19 protein-coding genes and 1 pseudogene are annotated in these 22,204 nt (G+C 62.5%); 6 read left to right on the plus strand and 14 right to left on the minus strand.

Annotated elements, in window-relative coordinates; all coding sequences use genetic code 11:
* Positions 1 to 633: 633 nt before the first annotated feature.
* Positions 634 to 2,670, minus strand: a complete 2,037-nt coding sequence (locus ACO07W_RS04680) for a PAS domain S-box protein (RefSeq protein WP_421841206.1) — start codon at positions 2,668 to 2,670, stop codon at positions 634 to 636.
* Positions 2,671 to 3,049: 379 nt separating this feature from the next.
* Between ACO07W_RS04680 and ACO07W_RS04685 the strand changes: the two genes are divergently transcribed.
* Positions 3,050 to 4,213, plus strand: a complete 1,164-nt coding sequence (locus ACO07W_RS04685) for a beta-ketoacyl synthase N-terminal-like domain-containing protein (protein ID WP_421841208.1) — start codon at positions 3,050 to 3,052, stop codon at positions 4,211 to 4,213.
* Positions 4,214 to 4,441: 228 nt separating this feature from the next.
* Here ACO07W_RS04685 and ACO07W_RS04690 read toward each other — a convergent pair whose 3' ends face one another.
* The 3 genes from ACO07W_RS04690 to ACO07W_RS04700 form a co-directional block, all read right to left on the minus strand.
* Positions 4,442 to 5,875: an amidohydrolase family protein gene (locus ACO07W_RS04690; RefSeq protein WP_421841210.1), complete on the minus strand. Its 1,434-nt coding sequence runs from the start codon at positions 5,873 to 5,875 to the stop codon at positions 4,442 to 4,444.
* An 18-nt stretch (positions 5,876 to 5,893) separates the two neighbouring features.
* On the minus strand, positions 5,894 to 6,604 hold the full coding sequence (locus ACO07W_RS04695; protein WP_421841212.1) for a class I SAM-dependent methyltransferase: 711 nt from the start codon (positions 6,602 to 6,604) through the stop codon (positions 5,894 to 5,896).
* Between the two features lie 421 nt (positions 6,605 to 7,025).
* A complete protein-coding gene (locus ACO07W_RS04700; RefSeq protein ID WP_421841214.1) occupies positions 7,026 to 7,217 on the minus strand; it encodes a hypothetical protein in 192 nt (63 codons plus the stop codon).
* A gap of 94 nt (positions 7,218 to 7,311) precedes the next feature.
* Here ACO07W_RS04700 and ACO07W_RS04705 point away from each other — a divergent pair, with 94 nt between their 5' ends.
* On the plus strand, positions 7,312 to 8,586 hold the full coding sequence (locus tag ACO07W_RS04705; protein WP_421845811.1) for an IS256 family transposase: 1,275 nt from the start codon (positions 7,312 to 7,314) through the stop codon (positions 8,584 to 8,586).
* Between the two features lie 349 nt (positions 8,587 to 8,935).
* On the opposite strand, the gene ACO07W_RS04710 is transcribed toward ACO07W_RS04705, so the two are convergent.
* Positions 8,936 to 9,505, minus strand: coding sequence for an NAD(P)H-dependent oxidoreductase (locus tag ACO07W_RS04710; RefSeq protein WP_421841216.1), 570 nt, complete (start codon positions 9,503 to 9,505; stop codon positions 8,936 to 8,938).
* An 89-nt stretch (positions 9,506 to 9,594) separates the two neighbouring features.
* Here ACO07W_RS04710 and ACO07W_RS04715 point away from each other — a divergent pair, with 89 nt between their 5' ends.
* Positions 9,595 to 10,197 carry a TetR/AcrR family transcriptional regulator gene (locus ACO07W_RS04715; protein ID WP_421841218.1) on the plus strand — a complete coding sequence of 201 codons (603 nt, stop codon included), beginning with the start codon at positions 9,595 to 9,597 and terminating at the stop codon, positions 10,195 to 10,197.
* Positions 10,198 to 10,260: 63 nt separating this feature from the next.
* Here ACO07W_RS04715 and ACO07W_RS04720 read toward each other — a convergent pair whose 3' ends face one another.
* Together ACO07W_RS04720 and ACO07W_RS04725 are read right to left on the minus strand one after the other, a co-directional pair.
* Entirely contained in the window at positions 10,261 to 11,127 is an 867-nt protein-coding gene (locus tag ACO07W_RS04720; RefSeq protein WP_421841220.1) for an SDR family oxidoreductase, read from the minus strand.
* A gap of 59 nt (positions 11,128 to 11,186) precedes the next feature.
* Complete coding sequence (locus ACO07W_RS04725; protein WP_421841222.1) at positions 11,187 to 11,837, minus strand: TetR/AcrR family transcriptional regulator; 651 nt, start codon at positions 11,835 to 11,837, stop codon at positions 11,187 to 11,189.
* Between the two features lie 105 nt (positions 11,838 to 11,942).
* Here ACO07W_RS04725 and ACO07W_RS04730 point away from each other — a divergent pair, with 105 nt between their 5' ends.
* Entirely contained in the window at positions 11,943 to 13,421 is a 1,479-nt protein-coding gene (locus ACO07W_RS04730) for a cytochrome P450 (protein ID WP_421841224.1), read from the plus strand.
* A 77-nt stretch (positions 13,422 to 13,498) separates the two neighbouring features.
* Here ACO07W_RS04730 and ACO07W_RS04735 read toward each other — a convergent pair whose 3' ends face one another.
* Positions 13,499 to 14,014, minus strand: coding sequence for a homocitrate synthase (locus ACO07W_RS04735; RefSeq protein WP_421841226.1), 516 nt, complete (start codon positions 14,012 to 14,014; stop codon positions 13,499 to 13,501).
* A gap of 324 nt (positions 14,015 to 14,338) precedes the next feature.
* On the opposite strand from ACO07W_RS04735, the pseudogene ACO07W_RS04740 reads away from it, so the two are divergent.
* Positions 14,339 to 14,854: pseudogene (locus ACO07W_RS04740) on the plus strand (PPE family protein); the annotation flags it as partial.
* Here ACO07W_RS04740 and ACO07W_RS04745 read toward each other — a convergent pair.
* From ACO07W_RS04745 to ACO07W_RS04760, 4 genes are all read right to left on the minus strand, one after another.
* A complete protein-coding gene (locus ACO07W_RS04745; RefSeq protein ID WP_421841228.1) occupies positions 14,797 to 15,225 on the minus strand; it encodes a hypothetical protein in 429 nt (142 codons plus the stop codon). The pseudogene ACO07W_RS04740 and the gene ACO07W_RS04745 overlap by 58 nt on opposite strands.
* 99 nt (positions 15,226 to 15,324) lie before the next feature.
* The gene (locus ACO07W_RS04750) at positions 15,325 to 15,615 is read right to left on the minus strand and encodes a hypothetical protein (RefSeq protein ID WP_421841230.1); all 291 of its coding nucleotides are present in this window, start codon (positions 15,613 to 15,615) and stop codon (positions 15,325 to 15,327) included.
* 350 nt (positions 15,616 to 15,965) lie between these two features.
* The gene (locus tag ACO07W_RS04755; protein WP_421841232.1) at positions 15,966 to 17,423 is read right to left on the minus strand and encodes a FadR/GntR family transcriptional regulator; all 1,458 of its coding nucleotides are present in this window, start codon (positions 17,421 to 17,423) and stop codon (positions 15,966 to 15,968) included.
* 22 nt (positions 17,424 to 17,445) lie between these two features.
* Positions 17,446 to 18,639 carry a thiolase family protein gene (locus ACO07W_RS04760; RefSeq protein ID WP_421841234.1) on the minus strand — a complete coding sequence of 398 codons (1,194 nt, stop codon included), beginning with the start codon at positions 18,637 to 18,639 and terminating at the stop codon, positions 17,446 to 17,448.
* Between the two features lie 59 nt (positions 18,640 to 18,698).
* Between ACO07W_RS04760 and ACO07W_RS04765 the strand changes: the two genes are divergently transcribed.
* Positions 18,699 to 19,049: a Zn-ribbon domain-containing OB-fold protein gene (locus tag ACO07W_RS04765; protein ID WP_421841236.1), complete on the plus strand. Its 351-nt coding sequence runs from the start codon at positions 18,699 to 18,701 to the stop codon at positions 19,047 to 19,049.
* Between the two features lie 27 nt (positions 19,050 to 19,076).
* Here ACO07W_RS04765 and ACO07W_RS04770 read toward each other — a convergent pair whose 3' ends face one another.
* Both ACO07W_RS04770 and ACO07W_RS04775 read right to left on the minus strand, forming a co-directional pair.
* Positions 19,077 to 21,242, minus strand: coding sequence for an acyl-CoA dehydrogenase (locus ACO07W_RS04770; RefSeq protein WP_421841238.1), 2,166 nt, complete (start codon positions 21,240 to 21,242; stop codon positions 19,077 to 19,079).
* A gap of 133 nt (positions 21,243 to 21,375) precedes the next feature.
* On the minus strand, positions 21,376 to 22,143 hold the full coding sequence (locus ACO07W_RS04775) for an SDR family NAD(P)-dependent oxidoreductase (protein ID WP_421841240.1): 768 nt from the start codon (positions 22,141 to 22,143) through the stop codon (positions 21,376 to 21,378).
* Between the last annotated feature and the right edge of the window lie 61 nt (positions 22,144 to 22,204).

The following is a 22,204-nucleotide window of genomic DNA, read 5'->3' on the forward strand; positions in this document are numbered from 1 at the left end:
GTATCACTTCCGCACCGTGTTCAGCGCTCCGTCAAAACCCAGATCCCCGTCCTCCGGCTCCGATGCGCTCGGGCCGAATCCGGGAAGCTCATCGGGCCCCGTGAATCTAATGGAACCTGGCGAACCTGGGATCTGCCGGTGCTCGAAACACTACACCTAGGGGGTCGCAACGGGAAACGATACAAGATGTTCTGAACAACATTCTTGAAACTCACTGGTCGCAAGCCTGTCCGGCTCACCGCCTCGGCGTGTCGCGGATCGCAACACGCTGCTCGGATATCCATGCCGCCGGGTCTACCACCAGCCACCGACATTTACGCTTTGCGCGTGCTCGTGAATGATCAAGACCGCTAACTGGAGGAAGTAGTGATTCCTGATTTGCCAGTGGTCGTCTGCGGGCAGAGCCCGAGGCGACCCCGGACAACAACGGCCAGATCACGCAATGATCAGCCCGCCAGGCGCCCATGTGCTGGCACTACAGCGCAACGCGCCACCTGAGCTGCGACCACCCAATGGTCGCGCCTGACCCGCTTCCGGATCCGACAATTCTTGATCGGGGCTTGATCGGGTTACGCGACGGTATTTTCGCTGGCTGCCTGATGCATGACCGTGTCAGCGAGGATCTCGTCTCCGTCACAGCGGTTGCCCTGGTCGATACTCCCACTGCTCGGCGAAGTAGCGGCTGGCGCCCCCACCGAAGGCTTTTTCCTGATACATGGCGGTGTCGGCGTCCGCGAGAATCTGGTCTCCGTCACGGCGGTCGTCGTCTTCGATCACCACGATGCCGATGCTCGCGCGCACGGCCAGCATGTCATCGGCGACGCACGTTGGTTCGGCCAGCGCCTCGTGTACCCTGCCCACGATTTCGTCTAGTTGTGGGCGCGGGATCTGACCCAAGATCAGGGCAATGAATTCATCACCACCGAACCGGCCCACGACATCTGAGGAGCGCAGCGCGGCCTGAAGGCGTTTGGCTGCCGCCTGCAGAACGAGGTCGCCAGCACGGTGACCTTGGGAGTCATTGATGGTCTTGAAACCGTCCAAATCGATGAATAAAACCGCACCCAGCGTCGTTGCGTCTGCGGAGCCGAGGTGCTCGTCAATGCGAGCGATCAACTGCGCGCGGTTGGGCAGTCCGGTCAGCGCATCATGGGTGGCATCGTGGGCCAGCTGCTCACGCGCGTTGTGTTGGGTGGTGATGTCCGCCAAGGAAATGAGGACCGCCGAATCGTCGGGCTCCTCGGGATTGAGCAGTCTGGAATGCGCCGAAAGCCATCGGCGATGACCGTCGGTGAGGCGATCGAAACGGAGGATGCGGCCGGTTTGATCTTCGCGTTCCCGAAGGAGCGCGCACAGCTCGTGCTGTCCACAGTCGCTTGCTTGGTTGTGCGGTTGGCAGTGGGGAAACGTTGCAGCACAGGAAAAATGGTCATCGGCGAGGTCTGGGGTGGTGATTCCCAAGATCCGCTTGGCCGCCGGGTTTACCGACTCGATGCGGCCATCGCGGTCCACCACCACAACCCCGTCTTCCAGAGATGCCACCACGGTTTGGAAGTGCTGTTCGGCTCGGCGGCGAGCGGTGTGATCGCTGCACAACAGCACGAAACCCTCGTCCATGACGGTTGCCGATACCCGCATGGCCAGAGCCGCACCATCTGATCTGTAGTGAGTGGAGTCCAAAACGCCGCCGTCAACGACGATGGCAAGGGGATCTAGCGGGGCGCCAACAGCGTCGCCGAGCGGCAGCTCTAGCACCTCTGCGGCCGAGCGCCGGTAGATCTTTTCGGCGGCGGGATTCCAGCTCGTGACGATGCCCTCGAACGTGGTGGCTATCACCGCGTCGCTGACATGGTCGACAAGAGCGGCCTGATACCGAAGCGTCCCTTCGACGGCTTTTTGGGCACTCAAGTCACGAAGGACTACCTGGTAGGCGGGTTTACCTTTCCACGTGGTGCGCACCGAAACCGATTCCACGCAGATCGGCGTCCCATCCAAGCCCACCAAGACCGCCTCGGCGGGACGGGACACGTCACCAACACTGTCAAGCGAGGAAATGCGCGCCAGTATCGACGATGCTGAGCCGCGGCTCATTACTTCAGTGATGGGGCGGCCAAGGAACTGTTCTTGCGACGTTCCGCCCAACCACCTGATGCCGGCCGGATTGATGTACACGAACCGGCCGCTTTGGTGGACGCAGATCATATCGGGGCTGTGCTCGATCAATTGCTGGTATCGGCGCTGTTCTTCGGCCGCTTTGTGGCTACTTAGGTCATGCAGGATTACCTGATGGGCCGGTCTGCCCGCCCAGACGGTGAGTACCGCGACTGATTGCACGTACAGCGGAGCGCCGTCCAAGCTCAGTATGACGACCTCGGCCGGGTCAGTGGTGTCGCCAATACGCTGAAGCGACGCGATGCGGGCCAACATCGCGGGGGCCAATTCGGACGGTACGAACTCGGTGATGGAACGGCCGAGGAACTGCTCCTCCGCTCTCCCACCGAGCAATCTGACACCGGTCGCGTTTACATAGACCAACCGGCCGTCTTGGTGCACGCAAACGATTTCGGGGCAATGGTCGATCAGCCGTCGGTAACGCAGGGCGACAAGATGGCCGTCGCAACAGTGACTTTCCTCCGGAAAATCCGACAGCCCCCGGCTGGGTGTCGTCATATCAACCACGATTTCGCGTCATTTATCCCCCGCCTGGTTGACCTCGAAGCCGAGCTGTTACATCGACGTTAAACATTACAGAAGGCCGGCCTCAAACCGTAGATCGCGATGCGCGCATCGCGGCGATTCCGCCCTGGTAGAGGCGGTGGCCCGACGACCCCATCCCCGGGATCGACACGGGCTTGGACACATGGGTTTCCGGACGACAACCGCAACCCAGAAATCAAGATCAACCAGTCTTCATCACCTCACACTGCTGCCGAGCGCTGGAACCTGGCTCGCCGGGGAACGCTCGAAGCTTCCCAATCACGTTCGCCCAGTGAAACGTCGGACGTGGAGGTACCCAGCCGGGGTGCTTCCACAACCGAAAGGGGAACACATGTTCAAGCAGACCACGGCAATCACCGGCATCGGGGTGGTCAGCGGATACGGGTGGGGCAAGGACTGCCTCTGGGAAGGTCTACTCAGCGGAAAACCCGCCGCCACGCTGGTCCCGGGATTTGGGCTCAACCGGGACGAGGACGCGTGGCTGGCGCTGGTGTCCGACGAAGGCGACCCTGCTGACGGCCGCAGTCGCTCGGGCCAAGCGATGCGAGCTGCCGCCCGGGAAGCGGTCAACGATGCGGTTAATCGCGGCTGGGTCCCGGGTCGGCAGGTCGGCGTTATGTACGCGTATTTCTCACACGACATCGAGGAATGGCGCCGCTTCTACTACCAGGATGGCGGGTCTCGGCGATCCCGAGACTTCTTAGCCTTACTCGCGTCTACCCCGGTTTCGCTGCTGGCGCAGGAGTACGGCTTCCACGGTCCGGCCATGAACATCACGGCGATGTGCGCCTCGGGCACTGCCGGGTTGATCACGGCGAAGATGTGGCTGGATTCCGGGATTGCCGACGACGTCGTGCTTGTCGCGACATGCCTGTCGGGTACCCCCGAATTTGTGCATCATCTTGTGCAGCTCGGGGTGGCTGTCGTCGATACGGACCCGTTGGATGCCTGCCGACCCTTCCAGGAGGGTAGTCGAGGATTTCCCTGGGGCGAGGCATCGGTGGCGTTCGTTCTCTCACGTCGCAACGGCCAGCCATACGCCAACGTGCTCGGTGGGGCCATGTCCCACGACGCCTATCACGTAACCTCTCTGAACCCCGCAGGCGTCCACGTCGAAACATGTGTGCGCAACGCTCTGGACAATGCCGGGATCGACGCACGCCACGTGCGGTACTTCAACGCCCACGGGGCCGGAACCAAGCAATGCGACACTGCCGAAGCCGCGATCCTTGACAAAGTCCTTGGCGACCAGGCACAGGTGTACTCGGTCAAACCGCTAGCCGGGCATTGCCAGGGGGCGGCTGCCTCCGTGGAATTGGCTGCGGCCGCGCTGGCCTATGAGCGTGGGATTGTCCCGGCGTCGCCGCACGTCGCACCCGCTCATCCACGCCTGCTCGACGGAGTTACCCCCAGAGAGGAGGGGATCACGCTGAAGACATCGCTCGGATTGGGCGGCCACAACGCCGCTGTGGTACTGACAGATCCGTCCCAGTGATTGTCGACTAGTGGCTTATCGGCCTGATTGCCGGTAGCCCGCTGAACGCGGACCGAAGGGCCGCAGTTCGTCACCTCACCTGGTCACCCGTAACTGGTTGACTCCTAAGAGGTGTGGTGTTCGAGCCCTTCGGTCCGCATTCACGGGGCGACTGAAAAACGCGGAATGTTCGGATAAACCGCTTGCGCGGACGGGCGCGGAGGCGCCGACAGCCTCGGCCAGGGCCGCTTAATTTTGGGGGTTGCTGGCCTCAAGCGCCTCTACCGCATTTTCGACGGGGTTCGAAAGTGCGGTGAGCTTCCAACCGCCGAGTGGGGCAACACTGCTCGCGAGCCTGGCATAGGCCGCGTCGATCAACTGGATGCCGCGCCGTTCCACATCAGCTGGCAGCGTCCCGTTTTGGACGACTGTTTGTCCATTGACGAGGACCCGGTCGATGTCACGGGTGGTCGCTTGCATGACGATGGAGTCAACCGGGTCAATGACGGGCCGTATATGCAGCCGATCGTTGCGCAGCAACACCAAATCCGCGGCCTTGCCCACCTCGATCGACCCGCATACGGACTCAAGCCCCAGTGCCTTTGCGCCCAGCAAGGTCGCCGCGCGCAGGATTTGACGAGTGCTCACCGGCAACTCGCCGACAACGCCAAGTCCCGATCGTTCGAGAACCGGCTGCAGTGCGGCGCCACGCTCATGCTGCAGCAATATCCGCATTGACGTAAACAGATCGCCGCTATTGTTCGACACGATGTCAGCACCGATGCCAGCGGTGAGCCCCAGCGAGGTGGCACGCCGAAATGCCGGATACCCCACGCCCATCTGCAGCTCGATATCCGGCGTGGTGGCGATGGAACAGCCCGCGTCGCGCAGCAGGGTCAGATCGTGGTCGTCGCATGTATTGGCGTGGGAGTGGATCTGTCCTTCCTGGAGAAGTCCCGCCTGAGCGTAAAGCTGCACCTCCCGCATTACTGGGTGCATCCATAGACAATGGGTATGCATGGTGATCGGTACGTCGAGGTCGTTTGCAGTCGTGATTTCGCGGATGGTTTCGCTGAACGGGTGAACATTTAGCTCGGTCAGCGCGGCACCCATGCGGACCAGCCCATCGTCGGACGGGAAATGGGACTCACGCACCCTGCGGGCGTCGAGGAAGCGGTCGTCTGCAGTGGTGAATATCGGCTGTTCTTGTGGAGAGGGGTAGAAACCGTAGCACCACAAGGCTCGAACGCCGCTGTCTTTTATGCCTTGGACCGCGGCGTCGGAATGCTGCGGCGAGTTCATGATGTGCGAATGGTCCAGCGTCGTGGTGACACCCGCGGCCAGCGCATCCAAACCGCCGGCGTACTGGGCGGCATAGACATCGTCGGGCTGGTGCAATCCCGCGAAGTGCAAACGTATGCGCCAGGCGTAGTCGTTGAGGTTCCAGTTGGCCGTGACCCCACGCATGGTGGTCTGCCAGAGGTGGCGGTGGCTATCGACAAACCCCGGAACTATCCACCGATTCGCAGCGTCGATGGTTTCGGCATTGAGCCCGGATAGGTCATCCTCAATGGCAACGATACGGCCGTTCTCGACGAGAAGGTCGGCTTGTCGGAACTCTGCGGTCAACGGGTCGCCGACGAGAACTGAGCCGCCGGCGATGACCGAGCGTGTAGCTAACACCAACGTTTCCTTGTTTGGTTACTCGGCTTTGTGCGCGGCGAGCAAGAAGGCGGGCATCTTGAGTCGGCGTTTCTCATCGACCTCGTAGTCGTCCAACGAAACACCCGAGGCCTGGGATAGGAGCTCAGCCAGGTGCGCATGGATGAATGCTGGCCGGATTTCGTCGATCTCCCAACATTGCGAAACGGCTTCCCTCAGCGCGTCTTCGGTGACGACATTGGGTAGGGACGTATGCGGGGGCAGCGCAATGCCGGCCGGGAACGCCTCCGCTGAGAAGACCAGAACATAGTACGACGCTCCGGGCGCGCCGGCGCGATGTACCGAGCGCACGTAATCGGCACGCGCTTCGACTGGAAGCGAGTGAAACAGGGTGCTGTCAATGATGGTGTTGAACCGGCCTTCGGATCCGGGCGGATAGCTGGTAAACGAGGTAATGTCGCCCTGCGCGAACGTGGCCGTGCTCAGTTTCCGGTCTCTGGCCGTTTGCGTGGCCTTGGCGATCGCAGCCGCTGAAAGGTCGATACCGACCACTATGTGGCCGTGCGCAGCCAGGGCAAGCGACAATTCGGCGACACCACAACCGGCGTCAAGCACGTCACTGCGGATTTCGCCAGCCCGAATCAGCGCCGCGATTTCTGGTTGCGGCTCGCTGATGTTCCATGGCGGCGAACCCGCGAAGGCGCCTTGTTCACGGTAAGCTTCTTCCCAATCCATCAAGCTATCGGTCATAGGTTGACACCGTAGCGAAGCCAAATGATCTTGCGTGGCGCAGGACATTAGGCCACCTGCCGGAACCCCCACACAGGCTCCGTCGTCGCGGGCGTGGCACAAAAAAATCGCGTGTTCGGTGCATCCATCGCCTGTTGCTTAACCACCGCCCGAGCGGTTCGAGAACTGAACTCGATGAGCCGGCCAGTGCTACGGCAGGTGATGTGACCAGTGTGATAGAAGTAAAGTGATGTGACAACTGAGGTTCGGGTACTGTGACGTGACAGGTGAGATTTGAGTGACGACAAAAATCTGTATATCGTTGGGGCACATGACTTTTGATTACTTACAGTGCGAGATGATCCGTTGGCGTGCCGCAGCGGAGAGATTCTGCGACGACTCCACCTTGGGCGACCTGGATCAACAAATCGCAACGTTCCTGTCACCGCAGCCCGCCACCGACGACGCACCCGTGAGTCACCGCGACGTGGTGCGGAGCGGGATGGCGATCATCCGCGATATCCACCTGATGGTGCTCGATGCGCGGCTCAGTGAACTCGAACAACGATGCCATCAGCGCCGGGCCCCGTCGAGCAGCCCTGGGTCGCGTCTCATCGCTGGTGTAAATGGTCACGGGCGTAGGTTCCGTCGCAACCGACGAAAGCTATGAAGGAGGGGCTACGCCCGTGACCAAGCGAGTATCGCCGATTGAGCGTGTGCGTGTTGAGATGGATCAGTTGTTCGCCGCGACCGAGCGGCCGTTGACCGAGATTTTGGAGGAGGTCGGGCGGTTATCGGTGCGTCTGGTGTTTCAGGTCGCCGTGGAGGCCGAGGTAGAAGCAGTGTTGGGCCGAGCCCGTCACCAGCGTCGGGTTCAGGACGGCCCGGGCGGGTACCGCAATGGGTATCAACCGCCGGCGACGGTGAAGACCACGATGGGCTCGGTCGAATTATGCCGCCCGAAACTACGCGACACCGACGAGCGGTTCTGTTCGCGGCTATTCGGTGCCGGGGTGACGCGCACCCACGCTCTGGAGGCGTTGGTGATTTCGGGATGGGTGCGCGGTTTGTCGGATCGCGACATCGAGGCCGCGTTGGCCGAGGTGCTGGGCTCGCAGGCGGCGTTGTCGCGCTCGACGGTGAGCCGGATTTGTGCGGCCATCAAAGACGAGTTCGCTGCGTGGTCGTCTCGACGCCTTGATGAGCTGGTGTTGGACTACCTGTTCTTGGATGCCTCGAACTTTCGGATGCATCCCAACGCCCCGGCCGAGCCGGTGCTGGCCGCCTGGGGCATCTGCACCGACGGCAAGCCCCTGTTTATTGGGCTGGCCCCAGCCGCAGCGGAGTCGGCTGATGCGTGGGCCGACTTCTTGGCTGACCTGAGGAACCGGGGACTACGCCCGCCGCTACTGGGCATCTCCGACGGGGCGCCGGGCCTGATCGCCGCATGGGAGACCACGTTTCCGGCAAGCCTGCGTCAGCGGTGTCTGATCCATCGCTGCCGTAACGTCATCGCCAAGACACCTGTCGCGGTCCAGGACGAGATCAAAGCCGCGTTCTGGTCGATCTTCGATGACATTGACCAGCCACCCGACCAGCAGGCCGTGGATGAAGCCACCCGCCGCGCCGAGGAGTTCACCACCACATACCGCGGGCTCTACCCAGCCGCGGTCGCTTGCCTGGCCAACGACTTCGCCTCGCTGAGCGTGCATTTGCGCTTCCCCCGCCAACACTGGACACGCATCCGCCATTCCAACCTCATCGAACGCACCTTCGGAGAATCCCGTCGCCGGGTCAAGGTCATCGGCCGCCTACCCGGCGAAACCAGCTGTCTGTCGCTGGTATGGGCCGTCCTCGACCGCGCCAGCCGCGGCTGGCGCGGAGTCACCCAAACATCAGCGACCAGCCGCCACCTCCAAGAACTACGCCACCAACTGCTCGAGCCACCCCGCCCACTGCATCCCCCCACCACAACAACCACGACCGACACCACCGCCGCGTAACATGACCACCAGGAACATGCGCCCAGCGTTTTTACACCAGTCCTAAGACGCCACCCAGCCCTGCAATCAGAAACGCTTGCTAGAGTTCGCACCGGCACGCGTGATGCCACCCTCGCCCGGCGCCACGAAAACCGCTCGCACGCAAGGGTTCCACCGCACCGAAACCCGCACCGAACTCAAGACCACCTACACACGAACCAACGCAGCATATAAGTGGCTCTCAGTCGCGAAAACGCCCACTGCGCATGGCGCCAAACGAGACGACTCGTGTTCCAGCCTCGAACCGTTGCACGGGAGTCGCTACCTGCAGGGGCTCATGCGGGCAAGCGTTTCTCGCCGGCCGCAGCCGTCAACTCACTTCGGCCGCCAACTTGCCGACAACGTCGCGCAGGTTAGCCGAGATCTCCCGGCTCTCCGCGGGTGCGCCGCCAGCCAAGGACTGCAACGGCACTGACAACGTGATCGCATCGATGACCCGCGCGCCCGCGATGCCCAACGACGTGCGGGCCGCGTCATGCGCCCACGCCCCGCCATAGCGACCCATCGCTCCGCCAATGACGGCCACCGGCTTGCCCTTCAGCGCGCCGTCGCCATAGGGCCTTGACAGCCAGTCGATCGCGTTCTTGATCACCGCCGGGATGCCGCCGTTGTATTCAGGCGTGACCACCAGCACAGCATCGGCGTCAGCTGCGGCCTCCCGCAGTGCCAGCACTGGTGCCGTCACACCATCTGGGGTGTCGATGTCCTCGCTGTAGAACGGCAACTCGCCCAGCCCGTCGAACACAGCAACGGCGATGCCCCTAGGAGCAACGTCAGCCGCGTGTTCGGCCATCTGGCGGTTGACCGATGCCGCGCGCAGGCTTCCCACGAGTGCCAAAACCTTGATGTCCGACGTGATCTCTGGCGTGGTGTAGGGCATGTCCGGCTTCCCTTCGCTGATTGGTCTACATCCTTGCACAATGAAGCGGACCATAGTCCGATTTATTCCATCCGCGCTACAGTGCACGTGTGATCGGAGCCGAGCAGTCCGGCGGCCTACCCGTCTCTGCCCCCCAGGAGCGCGGTGACGCCGCGCGCAATCGCGTCCTTCTCCTCGATGCGGCGCGGCGGCTCGTCTCCGAGCGCGGAGCCGACGCCATCACCATGGACGAAGTGGCTGCCGCGGCGGGCGTCGGCAAGGGCACGCTTTTCCGCCGATTCGGCAGCAGGGCCGGCCTGATGATGGTGCTGCTCGATGACGACGAACGAGCCAGCCAGCAAGCCTTTCTGTTCGGCCCGGCACCGCTGGGCCCGGATGCGCCCGCGCTAGACCGCCTGATCGCATTCGGCCGGGAGCGGATGCGCTTCGTTCATAACCACCATGAGCTGCTGTCAGCAGCCAACCGCGATCGACAAACCCGCTATAGCGCTGCAGCGTCGGTGCACCGCACCCATGTACGACTGCTGTTGCAGTCGGCTCAAACCAGCGGTGACCTCGACGCCCAGACCGACGCGCTGCTGGCGCTGCTCGATGCCGACTACGTCGAGCATCAGCTCAACGACCACGCTCACACCCTGCAAACCCTAAGCGACGCATGGGAAAGCCTGGCGCGCAAGCTATGCGGCCGGTGAGCGCAGACAACACGACGAATCTTGCGGCATCGGATCGCGACGGCCAATTATCGACGTCGCGAATTAGCGTGGTGGTGGACCCGGGCGAAGCGCACGTGTGAAGAAAACGTTGACTCGACGCATCACCAGGCTGTAGGGCCACCACGCCAGGCGCTTAAACGCGTACAACGCCCGGATGTCAGCAGACGTGTAGACCAGGTACCGGTCCTTGGCGACCCCGGACAAGATCTTCTCGGCCGCTTTCTCCGGCGACACGGCGTGACTGCCGAACCGCTCGACCCACCGAGCGACCTTCGGGTGATCACGATCAACACCGGCAATCTCAACGGTATTGACTAGGGGGGTCTGCACTGCACCCGGTACCACCACTGACACCCCGATGCGGTGCCGCGCCAAATCGAAGCGCAGCACCTCAGACAACCCGCGCAATCCGTATTTGCTGGCGCTATAGGCCGCATGCCAGGGCAGCGCAACCAGCCCGGCCGCTGAAGACACGTTGACCAAATGCCCGCCACGGCCGGCCGCCACCATCGGCGGAACAAAGGTCTCGATGACATGGATCGGGCCCATCAAGTTGATCGCGACGATTTTGCTCCAGTGCTCGTGCGTGAGCTGGTCGACGGTTCCCCAAGCTGATACGCCGGCGATATTCATCACGACATCCATACTGGGATGCCGAGTATGAATGTCAGCCGCGAATGCGGCGACGTCGTGATAGTTGGCGATATCAAGAGCCCGATGCTGCGCTACCTGCGCACCCAGCGCGCGGACATCAGACACCGTTTGCGCTAATCCGGCCGCGTCGCGGTCGGTCAGATACAGTTCGGCGCCCTGTTCGGCGAGCCGCAACGCGGTAGCTCGGCCGATACCGCTCGCCGCACCGGTGACCAGACACCTCTTACCCGCAAAATATCGCCCGGATACCGCCATGATCGTGACGATAGCGACTGCGACGCGCAGGACCGAGTTCTCCCATCACATTGTTTTCCTCAGCCGGTCGGGGAACCGCCCCAAAGCGCATTGAGCCACATCTGTTCGAGCACCCGAACCCGACGCTCAGGGTCGCCATCACGGCCGACCAGGAAAGTGTCGCCAGTCAGCATCAACGCGGTAGTCGCCGCCAATGTTCGGATCAGGGTTGGGAGGTCGCCACTGATCGGGCGCGCGGTTCCCGCCTGCACCTCAGCCTCGACGACGGCGGCGATCTCCCGGAGGACGACCTCAAACTGCTGATCGAGGATATCGCGGATCTCGATGTCGGTATGGCGAGCAGCGCTACACGCCGTCATCACCGGGTCGTTGTGCGCGTAGACGGCTGCGGCGCTACCGACCATTCGCTTGGCGAAATCTTCGGGCGACTCGCCCGCTTGACGGGGAGCAAAATGCTGCGTGCGTTCCTCCAGTTCCTCAACCGCCTCAGCCAAGATCTGGGCGAGCACGGCATATTTGGAATCGAAGTAAAAATAGAATCCGGATCGGGCTACCCCGGCCCGCCGGCTGATGGTGCTGACCGACAGTTCAGCGAACGGTTTGTGCTGCAACAGTTCGCGCACCGCCTGCATGATCGCTTGCCGGTGTTTGTCACCGCGCCGTCTCGTCGCCGGCACACCCTGCTCGTCGTTGATGGCATGGCTGCTCACGCCCTGACCTTGCACCACAACATGCCAAAATCAAACTTGACAGCCGTCAAGTTTGACCGAATCATGGACGTCAGTGGCGGCTGTCACCACCGATAAGGAGCGGCAATGGCGGCGATCAACACCCCCGCATACCTGCTGGACCAAGCCAAACGTCGGTTCACACCGTCGTTTAACAACTTCCCCGGCATGGCTCTGGTCGAGCACAGGCTGCTGAACACAAAGTTTCCGGAGAGCACTCTCGCCGAGCCCCCGCCAGGCAGTGAGCTCAAGCCCGTCCGCGGTGATGCAGGAGCGCCGGTCCTCGGACACCTCATCGAGATGTTGCGCGGCGGACCCGACTACATGATGTTCGTGTACAAAACCAAGGGCCCGGTCGTATTCCAGGATTCGAGGTTCTTAGCGGGAGTGGCGGCTCTGGGGCCCGACGCCGCACAAGTCATCTACTCCAACCGCACCAAGGACTACTCGCAGCAGGGCTGGGTCCCGGTGATCGGACCGTTCTTCCGCCGCGGCTTGATGCTGCTCGACTTCGAAGAGCACATGTTCCACCGTCGGATCATGCAGGAGGCGTTCGTTCGCTCCCGGCTCACCGGCTACATCGAACAGATGGACGCGGTGGTGTCGCACGTGACTGCCAACGATTGGGTGATCAACGACGCACGTTTCCTGCTTTACCCAGCGATGAAGGAGCTCACGCTCGACGTTGCCTCGATGGTGTTCATGGGCCACGAGCCTGGCACCGACCACCAGCTGGTCACCAAGGTGAACAAAGCGTTCACCACGACGACGCGCGCCGGCAACGCGGTAATCCGCACCAGCGTGCCGCCGTTCACCTGGTGGCGCGGTCTCAAGGCACGGAATCTGTTGGAGAACTACTTCACCGAGCGAGTCAAGGAGCGCCGCGGCAAAGACGGTGACGACCTCCTGACGGTGTTGTGTCAGACCGAAGACGACGACGGCAATCGATTTTCCGACGAAGACATCGTCAACCACATGATTTTCGTGATGATGGCCGCCCACGACACGTCGACGTCTACCGCGACGACGATGGCCTACCATCTGGCAGCCCACCCGGAGTGGCAGGATCGCTGCCGCGAAGAATCCGACCGGCTCGGCGACGGACCGCTAGACATCGAATCGCTAGAGAAGCTGGAAACCCTCGATCTGGTGATGAATGAATCGATTCGGCTGGTGACTCCCGTCCAATGGGCGATGCGCCGAACCCTGCGCGACACGGACCTGCTGGGCTATTACATTCCGAAGGGCACCAACGTCATCGCCTACCCAGGGATGAATCATCGCCTGCCGGAACTGTGGACCGACCCAATGAAATTCGATCCGGAGCGATTTACCGAGCCCCGTAACGAACATAAACGCCACCGCTACGCATTCACACCGTTTGGCGGCGGCGCACACAAATGTATTGGCATGGTTTTCGGACAACTAGAGATCAAGACAATCCTGCACCGTCTGATGCGCTGCTACCGTTTCGAGCTATCACGACCCAACTACCAGGCCCGCTGGGACTACAGCGGCATGCCCATCCCGGCGGACGGGATGCCGATTGTCCTGCGCCCCCTTTAGCAACCTTCTCCCACGAACAGCCGTAAAGTCGCATTTCACGAGGACGGCAACCCCGATTCTGCGCCACCTCGGCGGAGTCACGCGATCAGCCGGTTGGCACACGTGATCAGCGCGCGCAGTGCGGATTGAGTCGGATCATTCGCCCAGCCCATCGCCCACGCAACACGAAACCCATTGGTACCACAAATGAAAGTGGCGGTGCGCCCGCATGATCGCATCTGATGGAACTTCACCGTCTCGACCATGATCGCTCGGTCGTGCAGCATCGCGGTGAGCGCCGCGATCGGGCCGCCAGCGGTCGCGGTCGATGTGCTGATCTGGTCGCCGATGGCGATGGTGGCCCGGAAATGGCGAGCCTGCGGACCCAGCCACCCACCTGGCCGCGCGACCTCGGTACAAGCCCAATGCCCCAGCCGAACGGGACCATCAGTACCGGCGTAGGTTGCGACGAAGCTCTCCCATGACATCACCGCGGCTGGCTCTCGCAGACCCAGCGGCAACGCAGTGCCGAAGTGGTCAGCGAACCAGGCACTGGCGACGCGGCGGTCAGCCGAACCACTCTCGAGGTCGAGATTCAGGCGGAATGTTGTCATTGTGCCGGTCTTCCCTGGTCAGCAGGAGCGACCGACGGCAGTAGCCTCCGACCCACAGCGGGGGGTCGGTCTGGATCAAACCCCGCTGCGGGTGCTGGCTACTACGGCACGCTGATGAAGACGCACGATCGGTCACAGTAGACGCCGTGCACCGGCAGCGCAAGACCCTTGCTTCAACCGATTTTTACGAAAACCGCAACTTTTCGCTGACCATTTTCATAGACTTCCATTCACCGGTCGAGTGATGTGATCAATGGCATGGGGGTAGCAGAGGCACGTATCCCGGACGGCAATGTTGCTAGTCAAGCGAAGGGACAAGAATCGATGAGTTTCCTGACAGCTGCTCCGGAAATCACTTCGTCACTAATGCACTCCGGCGCGGGTTCTGCGCCCATGCGTTCAGCTGCTGCCGCCTGGGACGGGTTGGCTACCGAGTTGAGGTCTGCGGCAAATTCTTTTTCGTCGGTGGTTTCGGATTTGGCAAGCCAGGCATGGCAGGGGCCGGCATCTCTCCAGATGGCTGCCGCGGCGGCACCGTATTCGGGATGGTTGGCCGCCGCGGCAACTCAGTCATCGGGGGCCGCGACGCAGGCCAACGCCGTGGCCAGCGCGTTCGAGGCGGCGTTGACGGCCACCGTGCATCCACTCTTGGTGGCCGCTAACCGTAATCAGTTCGTGCAATTGGCTATATCGAATTTGTTCGGACAGAATGCGGCAGCGATTGCGGCGATGGAAGGCGAGTACGAGCTAATGTGGGCTGCCGACATCGCCGCGATGCTCGGCTACCATAGCGGCGCGTCGGCCGCGGCCGCGCAATTGGCGCCAATACCGCAGCTGCTGTAGGAACTGCCAAGCCGGATCGCCGGCGCGGCCTCGAGCAATCCGGTAAACGAATTTTTCAAGCAACTTGAAGCCACACAGATCGCAGTCAATACCGACTTGATCGCCAGCGAACTCGCCCTCGACCCTCGGTCCCCCAGCCAGAGTTCTACCAGGGCCTGCTGACTGGCAGCGATGCGCAGGTGTTCGACAGCGGCCAGATCGGAGGCCTCGTCGGCGCGTTCGACCAAAGCCTCGCCGCTGGTGCGAACCTGGTCGGCTTCATACTGGGCGATGGATAGGCGACGGCCGTCGGCCGAATGACCGAATTGTGGTGCCGTGTTCTCGGCAGCTGGATCACGTTGATCGGTCTTGTGGGTTTCAGTCCGCAACGCGGTCCCCTATGACACCTTCTTGGCAGAACATGTCCCGGCATCGCACAGCCACGTACGAATGCAGCCGGCGCGTCCGATCACGATGCGCACCGCAAACTACCCGCGCATTGAAAAATGACGAGCGTGCTCGGTGCGCCGAGCCTGCGCATCGCGCTCAAGTAGGCGAATAATCACCACCGCCGAGTGCGGCCAAATCACTCGAAAATTCCCACCGATATGAGGAAACGGCCCGCCGCGAGTGGCAACGACGATAACATCTGCAGACAGCAGGGCAATACATACCACAACTCGGCACACGTAGAGAAAGGCGCGGCCGATGAGCTTGAAGAGTACCAAAAAAATGCGGGCCGTTCGAATTGCGACCGCCGCGCTGATCGCCGCATTCACGGCGATATCAACTAGTTGCGCAGCGGAATCGACCCCAGTTGACGGCCCCGGGATGCAGCAGCCGCAATGGGTTAGCGCGCCATCTCATCTGCTGGGTTTTCCCAACAACCGGTGCGCCGCGCCAGCGCACCCCGGTGTCGTGCTCATCATGCCGGGCCACCCGCTAGCCCGCTCGACCGCCCCGCTCGCGGTCAACCACGGTTTCGCCATGAAGCATCAAGCCCAAGGTATGCCCATACAGTAGCGTCGGTCGCGGTGGTATTGGCCGCGCCAAAACGGTTGCCGCCCGGAGCCGCGCAGACCAGGTCCACGTTGCCCGGCTGAACCGTGCAGCTTTCGACGCGTAATGCTTAGAGCCACCATGAAGCTGCGGCGTTCAGATGACGACGAATGCGGTGCCGAGCCAGGCTGTCGTCGCCCGCGCCGATCGCGTCCAGAATCCGAAGGTGCGCATGTTCAATCGCCATGACATCGCTTCGAGTCAGCAGTTCTTTCCCGGTGCTGGCCCAGTGCCGGCGAAACAACTCGATAAGTATCCGTAAGAACAAGTCCAGCAACGCATTTTCTGCCAGCTGCGCCAGCCCGATGTGAAACCGGAACTCCTCGACGGTGGCGGTTCGGACGTCGTCTGCAGGTTCGTCAAAAGCCGACCGGCCATGTGTGTCGATGAAGGCCGCGATCTTGGACTCGCTGCGTCGATTGACGATGGTTGCGACATTGTCGATCTCAATGGCATCGCGAACGCAGCGTAAGTCCTCTCGGTGCGGCTTGCGATACTGCAGGTAGAGCGCGATGGTGTCAATACTGGCCTGGGCCTCAGGCTTGGTGACAACCAGGCCGCCGCCTGGACCGCGGCGCATCTGCGCGATCGCATGGTATTCCAGCAGCCGCACCGCTTCCCGCAGCGCCGCGCGGCTCACCCGGTAGCGTTCTAGCAGTGCGGTCTCAGTCCCGAAGACCGAACCGACCTGCCAGCCACTGGCGGCGATATCGTCGGCGATGTTGGCGGCCAACACCTCGGCCAGCTTTCCGCGTGGCGCCTCGACATCGTGTCGCTCTGCTCGACATGGCTTGTCGGACGGTGTCGTATCCGCGGCGCGCTGGTGCTCCTCCAGCCAGGCGATCACCGCTTCTACATGTCGCTGACTGAGCATTTTCGCCTGAGCCGGATCCCCGGCTGTGACCGCTGCCACGATGTCGGAATGGTCGTGGTGCACCTGCTCGAACGCCTCAACGACATCAGTCGCAGAATCCGTCCGCGACTTCCGCATGCATCTCCTGGTCAACCGCATCAAAATGTCGATAAACAGTTGCAGAACAGGGTTTTTCGATTGCTCTGCGAGCGCGATGTGAAACTCGTCGGCCGGTGCCGACGCCCCCGGCTTCCGATGTTTCTCTGCCCGCAAAACCGCTCGCAGCCGGTCGATGCCGGCCTCGTCGATACGCTCCGCGGCAAGAGCCGCAGCCAGCGGTTCGAGTACCAAGCGCGCGTTCAACAGGTCGCCGAGGGTAGTACCGAGGTACTCGAGGTAGATCACGACCGCGCGGGCAGCGGGGCCCGCATCTGGTTCACAGATGAGCAACCCGCCGTTGGGTCCGCGGCGCATCCGAGCGACCTGATGGTGCTCGACGAGCCGGACAGCTTCGCGCAACACCGATCGGCTCACGCCGTAGTGTTGTTGTAAAGCGCTTTCGGACCCAAGCAATTCGCCAACGGTCCAGCCACGGCGCACGATATCAGCCTCGATGCGGCGCGCGATTTTCGACGCTCGTTTGTCCGGCCGGGTGGTTCGTGATTCGACGCTCAATTGAGCTCTCCCACAGAATGACTCAGCATGTGAGCAACATGCATCCCGCAACGGGACCACCACCGACAGAAACCACGGCGACTTCAGGACGCCGCAATAGTTGCCGCTGTCCCGCCTCACCGCGCAGCTGCGCGCATCCTTCGTGCAGTGCCCAGTAACCATGCATGCGCCCGGCCGAGAGTTGACCACCGTAGGTGTTCAGCGGCAACTCGCCGTCACGGGCAATCCGCGCACCGCCCTCGACGAACGGACCGCCCTCGCCGTCCGCGCATATCCCAAGGGCCTCCAGCCACGCAATAGCCAGAAACGTGAAACCGTCGTACAACTGCGCGATGTCGAGGTCGGCGGGCTTCAAATCCGTTCGTGACCACATCTGCGCCGCGGCATCCGACATCGCCATCTTCGGGTAGTCATCACGATGGAACCAGCCACCGGCGCCGTCCGCCCCACCGATCGCCTCGACCGCCACCGGACGGTGCGGGCAATTGCCAGAGTAGTCCGCACCCGAGATCACCAGTGCGATAGATCCGTCGATAGGCACGTCGCAGTCCAGGAGCCCAAACGGAGTCGACACCGGCCGTGCACCGAGATAGTCGGCCATCGTCATCGGCTCGCGATAGACCGCTAACGGATTCAGCGCAGCGTTGCGCCGTGCGTTGAGGGCCAGCCAACCCAACTGCTCCTTGGTGGTTCCGTACAGTTCCATGTGTCGACGGCAATTCGGAGCCAGCCAGTTTGCAGCGGAATAGGCTTGGGCCGCAATCAGATCTGCAATGTCGGCCATTGGCCCCCCAGCGGGACGCGACACGCCAGCGGGCGCGTCCAGCAAGCGCGCCAGCGGCGAAGCCGGCGCGTCCTGGTCCGGCGATACCGGGACGCTCCCGCCCATCATTTGCATAGTCCGGTAGACCACAACGTGGTGAGCGCGCCCTTCGGCGACGGCACGGCACGCCGACATCACCGGGCTTAACAGACCACCGCTTCCAAAACCCGTTCCACAATTCGTGGCGTCAATCTGCAGCTGGGCATTGACCTCGGCAGCCGGGGTGTCACCCAGAGTGGCCATGCCATCGATATCCGTGGCTGCCAGGCCGGCGTCATCAATTGCGCCCAGTACCGCTTCCATAGTCAGCTCTAAACCCGGGATGCCGGTACTGCGGCCGATCCGCGAAATGCCGATGCCCGACACGATCGCGTCCTTTTCGAAATACCTCATCTGCACCGTCCGCGAGACCACACGCACACATCGAAATAATAGAGTGTACTGTATTTTCCGTGCCAGTCGATCCGGCCTCCCAGCTGCTCATCGAGCACTGTGCCGATTGCATGCGTTGGATTCATCCGGCGAGCGGCGAATGCCGCGACTGCGGCGGCCCATTGATCGCACGCGCGGTATCGGGATACGGCACGGTGTTCACCTATACGGTCAATCATCACCCGTTCAATCCCGACACCCCGACACCCTATGTGATCGCCATCGTCGAACTCAGCGACCAAAGCGGGCTCCGCGTGGCCGCTAATATCGTTGACTGCGAACCGGATTCAGTGGCATGCGGGATGCCCGTCAAGGCCCGACCCGAAAAAGGTATTGGCGGCGCACCGGTGTTCGCACCAACCATGCGCTGACGAGCGGGCGCCGCTGGTATCGGCGCCCTAGTTGATCAACGGGTCACGCGGCATACCAAGAATCCGCTCCGCAATCTGGTTGCGAGTCACTTCCGAAGTGCCGCCGGCAATAGCCATGCCACGAGCACCCATGACCATCCGGCCGACCAGGGCACCGGGCCCATCGACCAGCGCAATCTCCGGCCCCGCCAGGGCCGCCGAGATCGCGGCGCCCTCAATCATATGCTCGGCGAGCTTGAGTTTGGTGACGTTACCCTCCGGACCCGGGCCCGCTCCTTCGACGCTACGAGCAGCCCGGCGCAAGTTCAGCAGCCGCAGCGCGTGATCGTCGGCCAGATATGACCCGACGCGGATTTGCGCGCCCGCCAATGTATCTGGGCTCCGCTGCGCCAATTTCACCAGCTTCGCGTCCAGGCCTGCGTAGTATGACCCACCACCGCCGATGCTGACCCGCTCGTTGCCCAGCGTCGCTCGGGCCACCGTCCATCCGGAGTTGGGCGCCCCAACAACGTCCTCATCGGGCACGAACACGTCGTTGAAGAACACTTCGTTGAATTCCGAACCACCGGTGATCTGCCGCAACGGTCGCACTTCGACCTCCGGCGATTTCATATCGATAATCACCGTCGTGATACCCGCATGTTTGGGAGCGTCCGGATCGGTGCGCACCGTGGCCAGGCCACGGCTGCAATACTGCGCACCGCTAGTCCACACCTTTTGTCCGTTGATCTTCCAACCCCCGGGCACTCGGGTGGCGCGAGTCTTGACCGATGCCGCATCCGATCCCGCCTCGGGTTCGGAAAAGAGCTGACACCAGATCTCGTCCTGACGCAACGCCTTCTCGACAAACCTTTCAATTTGCCAGTCAGTTCCATGTTGGATCAGGGTCAAAATCACCCATCCGGTAATCGAGTAGTCCGGGCGCTTGATACCAGCTGCGCGGAACTCTTCTTCAATAACCAACTGCTCCACAGCGTCCGCGGCGAGACCCCACGGCTTCGGCCAGTGCGGCATCACGTAGCCGGTCGCGATCAGCCTGTCACGTTGTGCGCTCTTGTCCAGGGCGGAAATCTGGGCAGCGTCAGCGCGAATCCGGGTGCGAAGTTTTTCGGCCTCGGCGGGAAGATCCAGACTGTTTTCGCGGGCAACACCGGCCGCAGTGCGCTCGAAGACGTCCCGGGCCGGCGCGTCACCGCCCAACAACCCAGCAATAGCCAGCGCCCGGCGCAAATGCAGGTGCGCATCGTGCTCCCAGGTGAAACCAATCCCGCCGTGCACCTGAATATTGAGCTCCGCATTGCGTGCGTAGGCCGGAAACGCCAGTGTCGCCGCAACCGCGGCGGCGAGCCTAAACTGCTCTTCGTCCTCAGCTGCCGCACGCGAAGCATCCCAGACCGCCGCGATCGCTGACTCGACAGCGACCAGCATGTTCGCGCAATGGTGCTTCACGGCCTGGAACGTGGCGATGGTGCGGCCGAACTGCTGGCGCACCTTGGCGTACTCGACGGCGGCATCAACACAGTCGGCCGCCCCACCGACAGCTTCGGCGGCCAGCAACACCCGCGCGCGAGCCAATGCCGATTCGCAAGCCCCGCGCACAGTATCGGCGGCAGCAACGTTGACGTTGTTGAGGCTGACCCGTCCGGAACGCCGAGTCGGATCCAAGTTTTCGGGCACGTCTACCGACACCCCCGCGCGATCCCGTTCCAGCACCAACACATCATCACCAGCTGCGATTAGCAGCAGCTCGGCGAGCCCAGCGCCCAGTACCACCCCCGCGTCGCCGTGGGCAACACCATCCTCGATGCGCACCCCGGCACCCAGCCCAACACCGGCGGTGACCGTTCCGTTGGTCAGGCCCGGTAGCAGCCTCGACTTTTGTTCAGCGGTGCCGTCATTGGCAATCACCGCCGATGCGATCACGGTTGGCAGGAAGGGGCCCGGCGCCACCGCGCGACCGAGTTCTTCGACCACCACGACGAGTTCAGGGAGGCCGAATCCCGAGCCGCCGTACTCTTCGCCGACGTGCAAACCGAGCCAGCCGAGCTCTGCCATGTCACGCCAGAAGGCAGGTCGCGCTTCGTCTGCCGCATCGAGAAGCGACCGCGCCGCCCAGCGCGCCTTCTGCGAAGTCAAGAACCCGCGCGCGATGTCGGCGAGTTCACGGTGGTCGTCAGTCAGTGCGATACCCATCAGGGCCCTCCTCGCAGCGCAACCCGGACCACGTCGTGGCCGGGCTTGGTGTGATGGCCACCGAGCTCCGGAAGGGAGCGCAGCGACACGCAAAGAGTGTACTCAATACACCCAACCCGGACGCCCCGGCCGTCTACTTGGGCGCGAACCGCTGTCCCGCGTCCAAGCGCAGACACTGACCATTGAGCATTGGGTTGTCCACAATTGCCGCTGCCAGCTTGGCGAACTCCTCGGGACGACCCATTCGCCTGGGGAAGGCTGCATCGCGGGTCAGCGCAGCCGCCATCTCGTCGGGACCCCTTGCGGTCAAACCGGTCAGGAACAGACTCGGGGCGATCGCCAACACCCGGATACCCAGAGATCCCAGGTCTCGCGCCATTGTCAGGCACATGCCCGCAATCCCAGCCTTGGCGGCGCTGTAGGCGACCTGCCCGATCTGCCCCTCGAACGCCGCGATGGACGACGTGTTGATGATGACGCCCCGCTCTTCGTCCTCGGGCTCGTTCTTGCTCATGTGGCTCGCAGCGAGCCGGCTTATGTTGAAGGTCGCGATGAGATTGAGGTCGATCACGCCGCGGAAGGCATCGAGATCGTGCGGACCGGTTTTGGTCATCGTCCGCTGGGCAACGGCGCCGCCGGCGGTAGTCACCACCACATGCAGGCCGCCAAGTGCGTCAACGGCGGTCTGCAATGTCTGTTCGGTGCCAGTGAAGTCGGTGACGTCGACCGGGTAGAACGCGCCGCCCCCACCGCTCAAGCCGTCGGCGACGCTCTTCCCATCGGACGCCTCCCGATCAAGCACCGCAACCTGCGCGCCGCCTTCGGCCAGGAGTTCGGCGGTGGCACGACCCATTCCCGACGCGCCGCCGACAACCACCACCTTCTTCCCGCTGATCTCCATTGTGTCTCCTTGTCTGAGTCATGACCGCGTTTATCTAGGCACGTTAGCGTGCCCACCCTGA

This window comes from Mycobacterium sp. (assembly GCF_965230835.1).
Taxonomy (GTDB): Bacteria; Actinomycetota; Actinomycetes; order Mycobacteriales; family Mycobacteriaceae; genus Mycobacterium.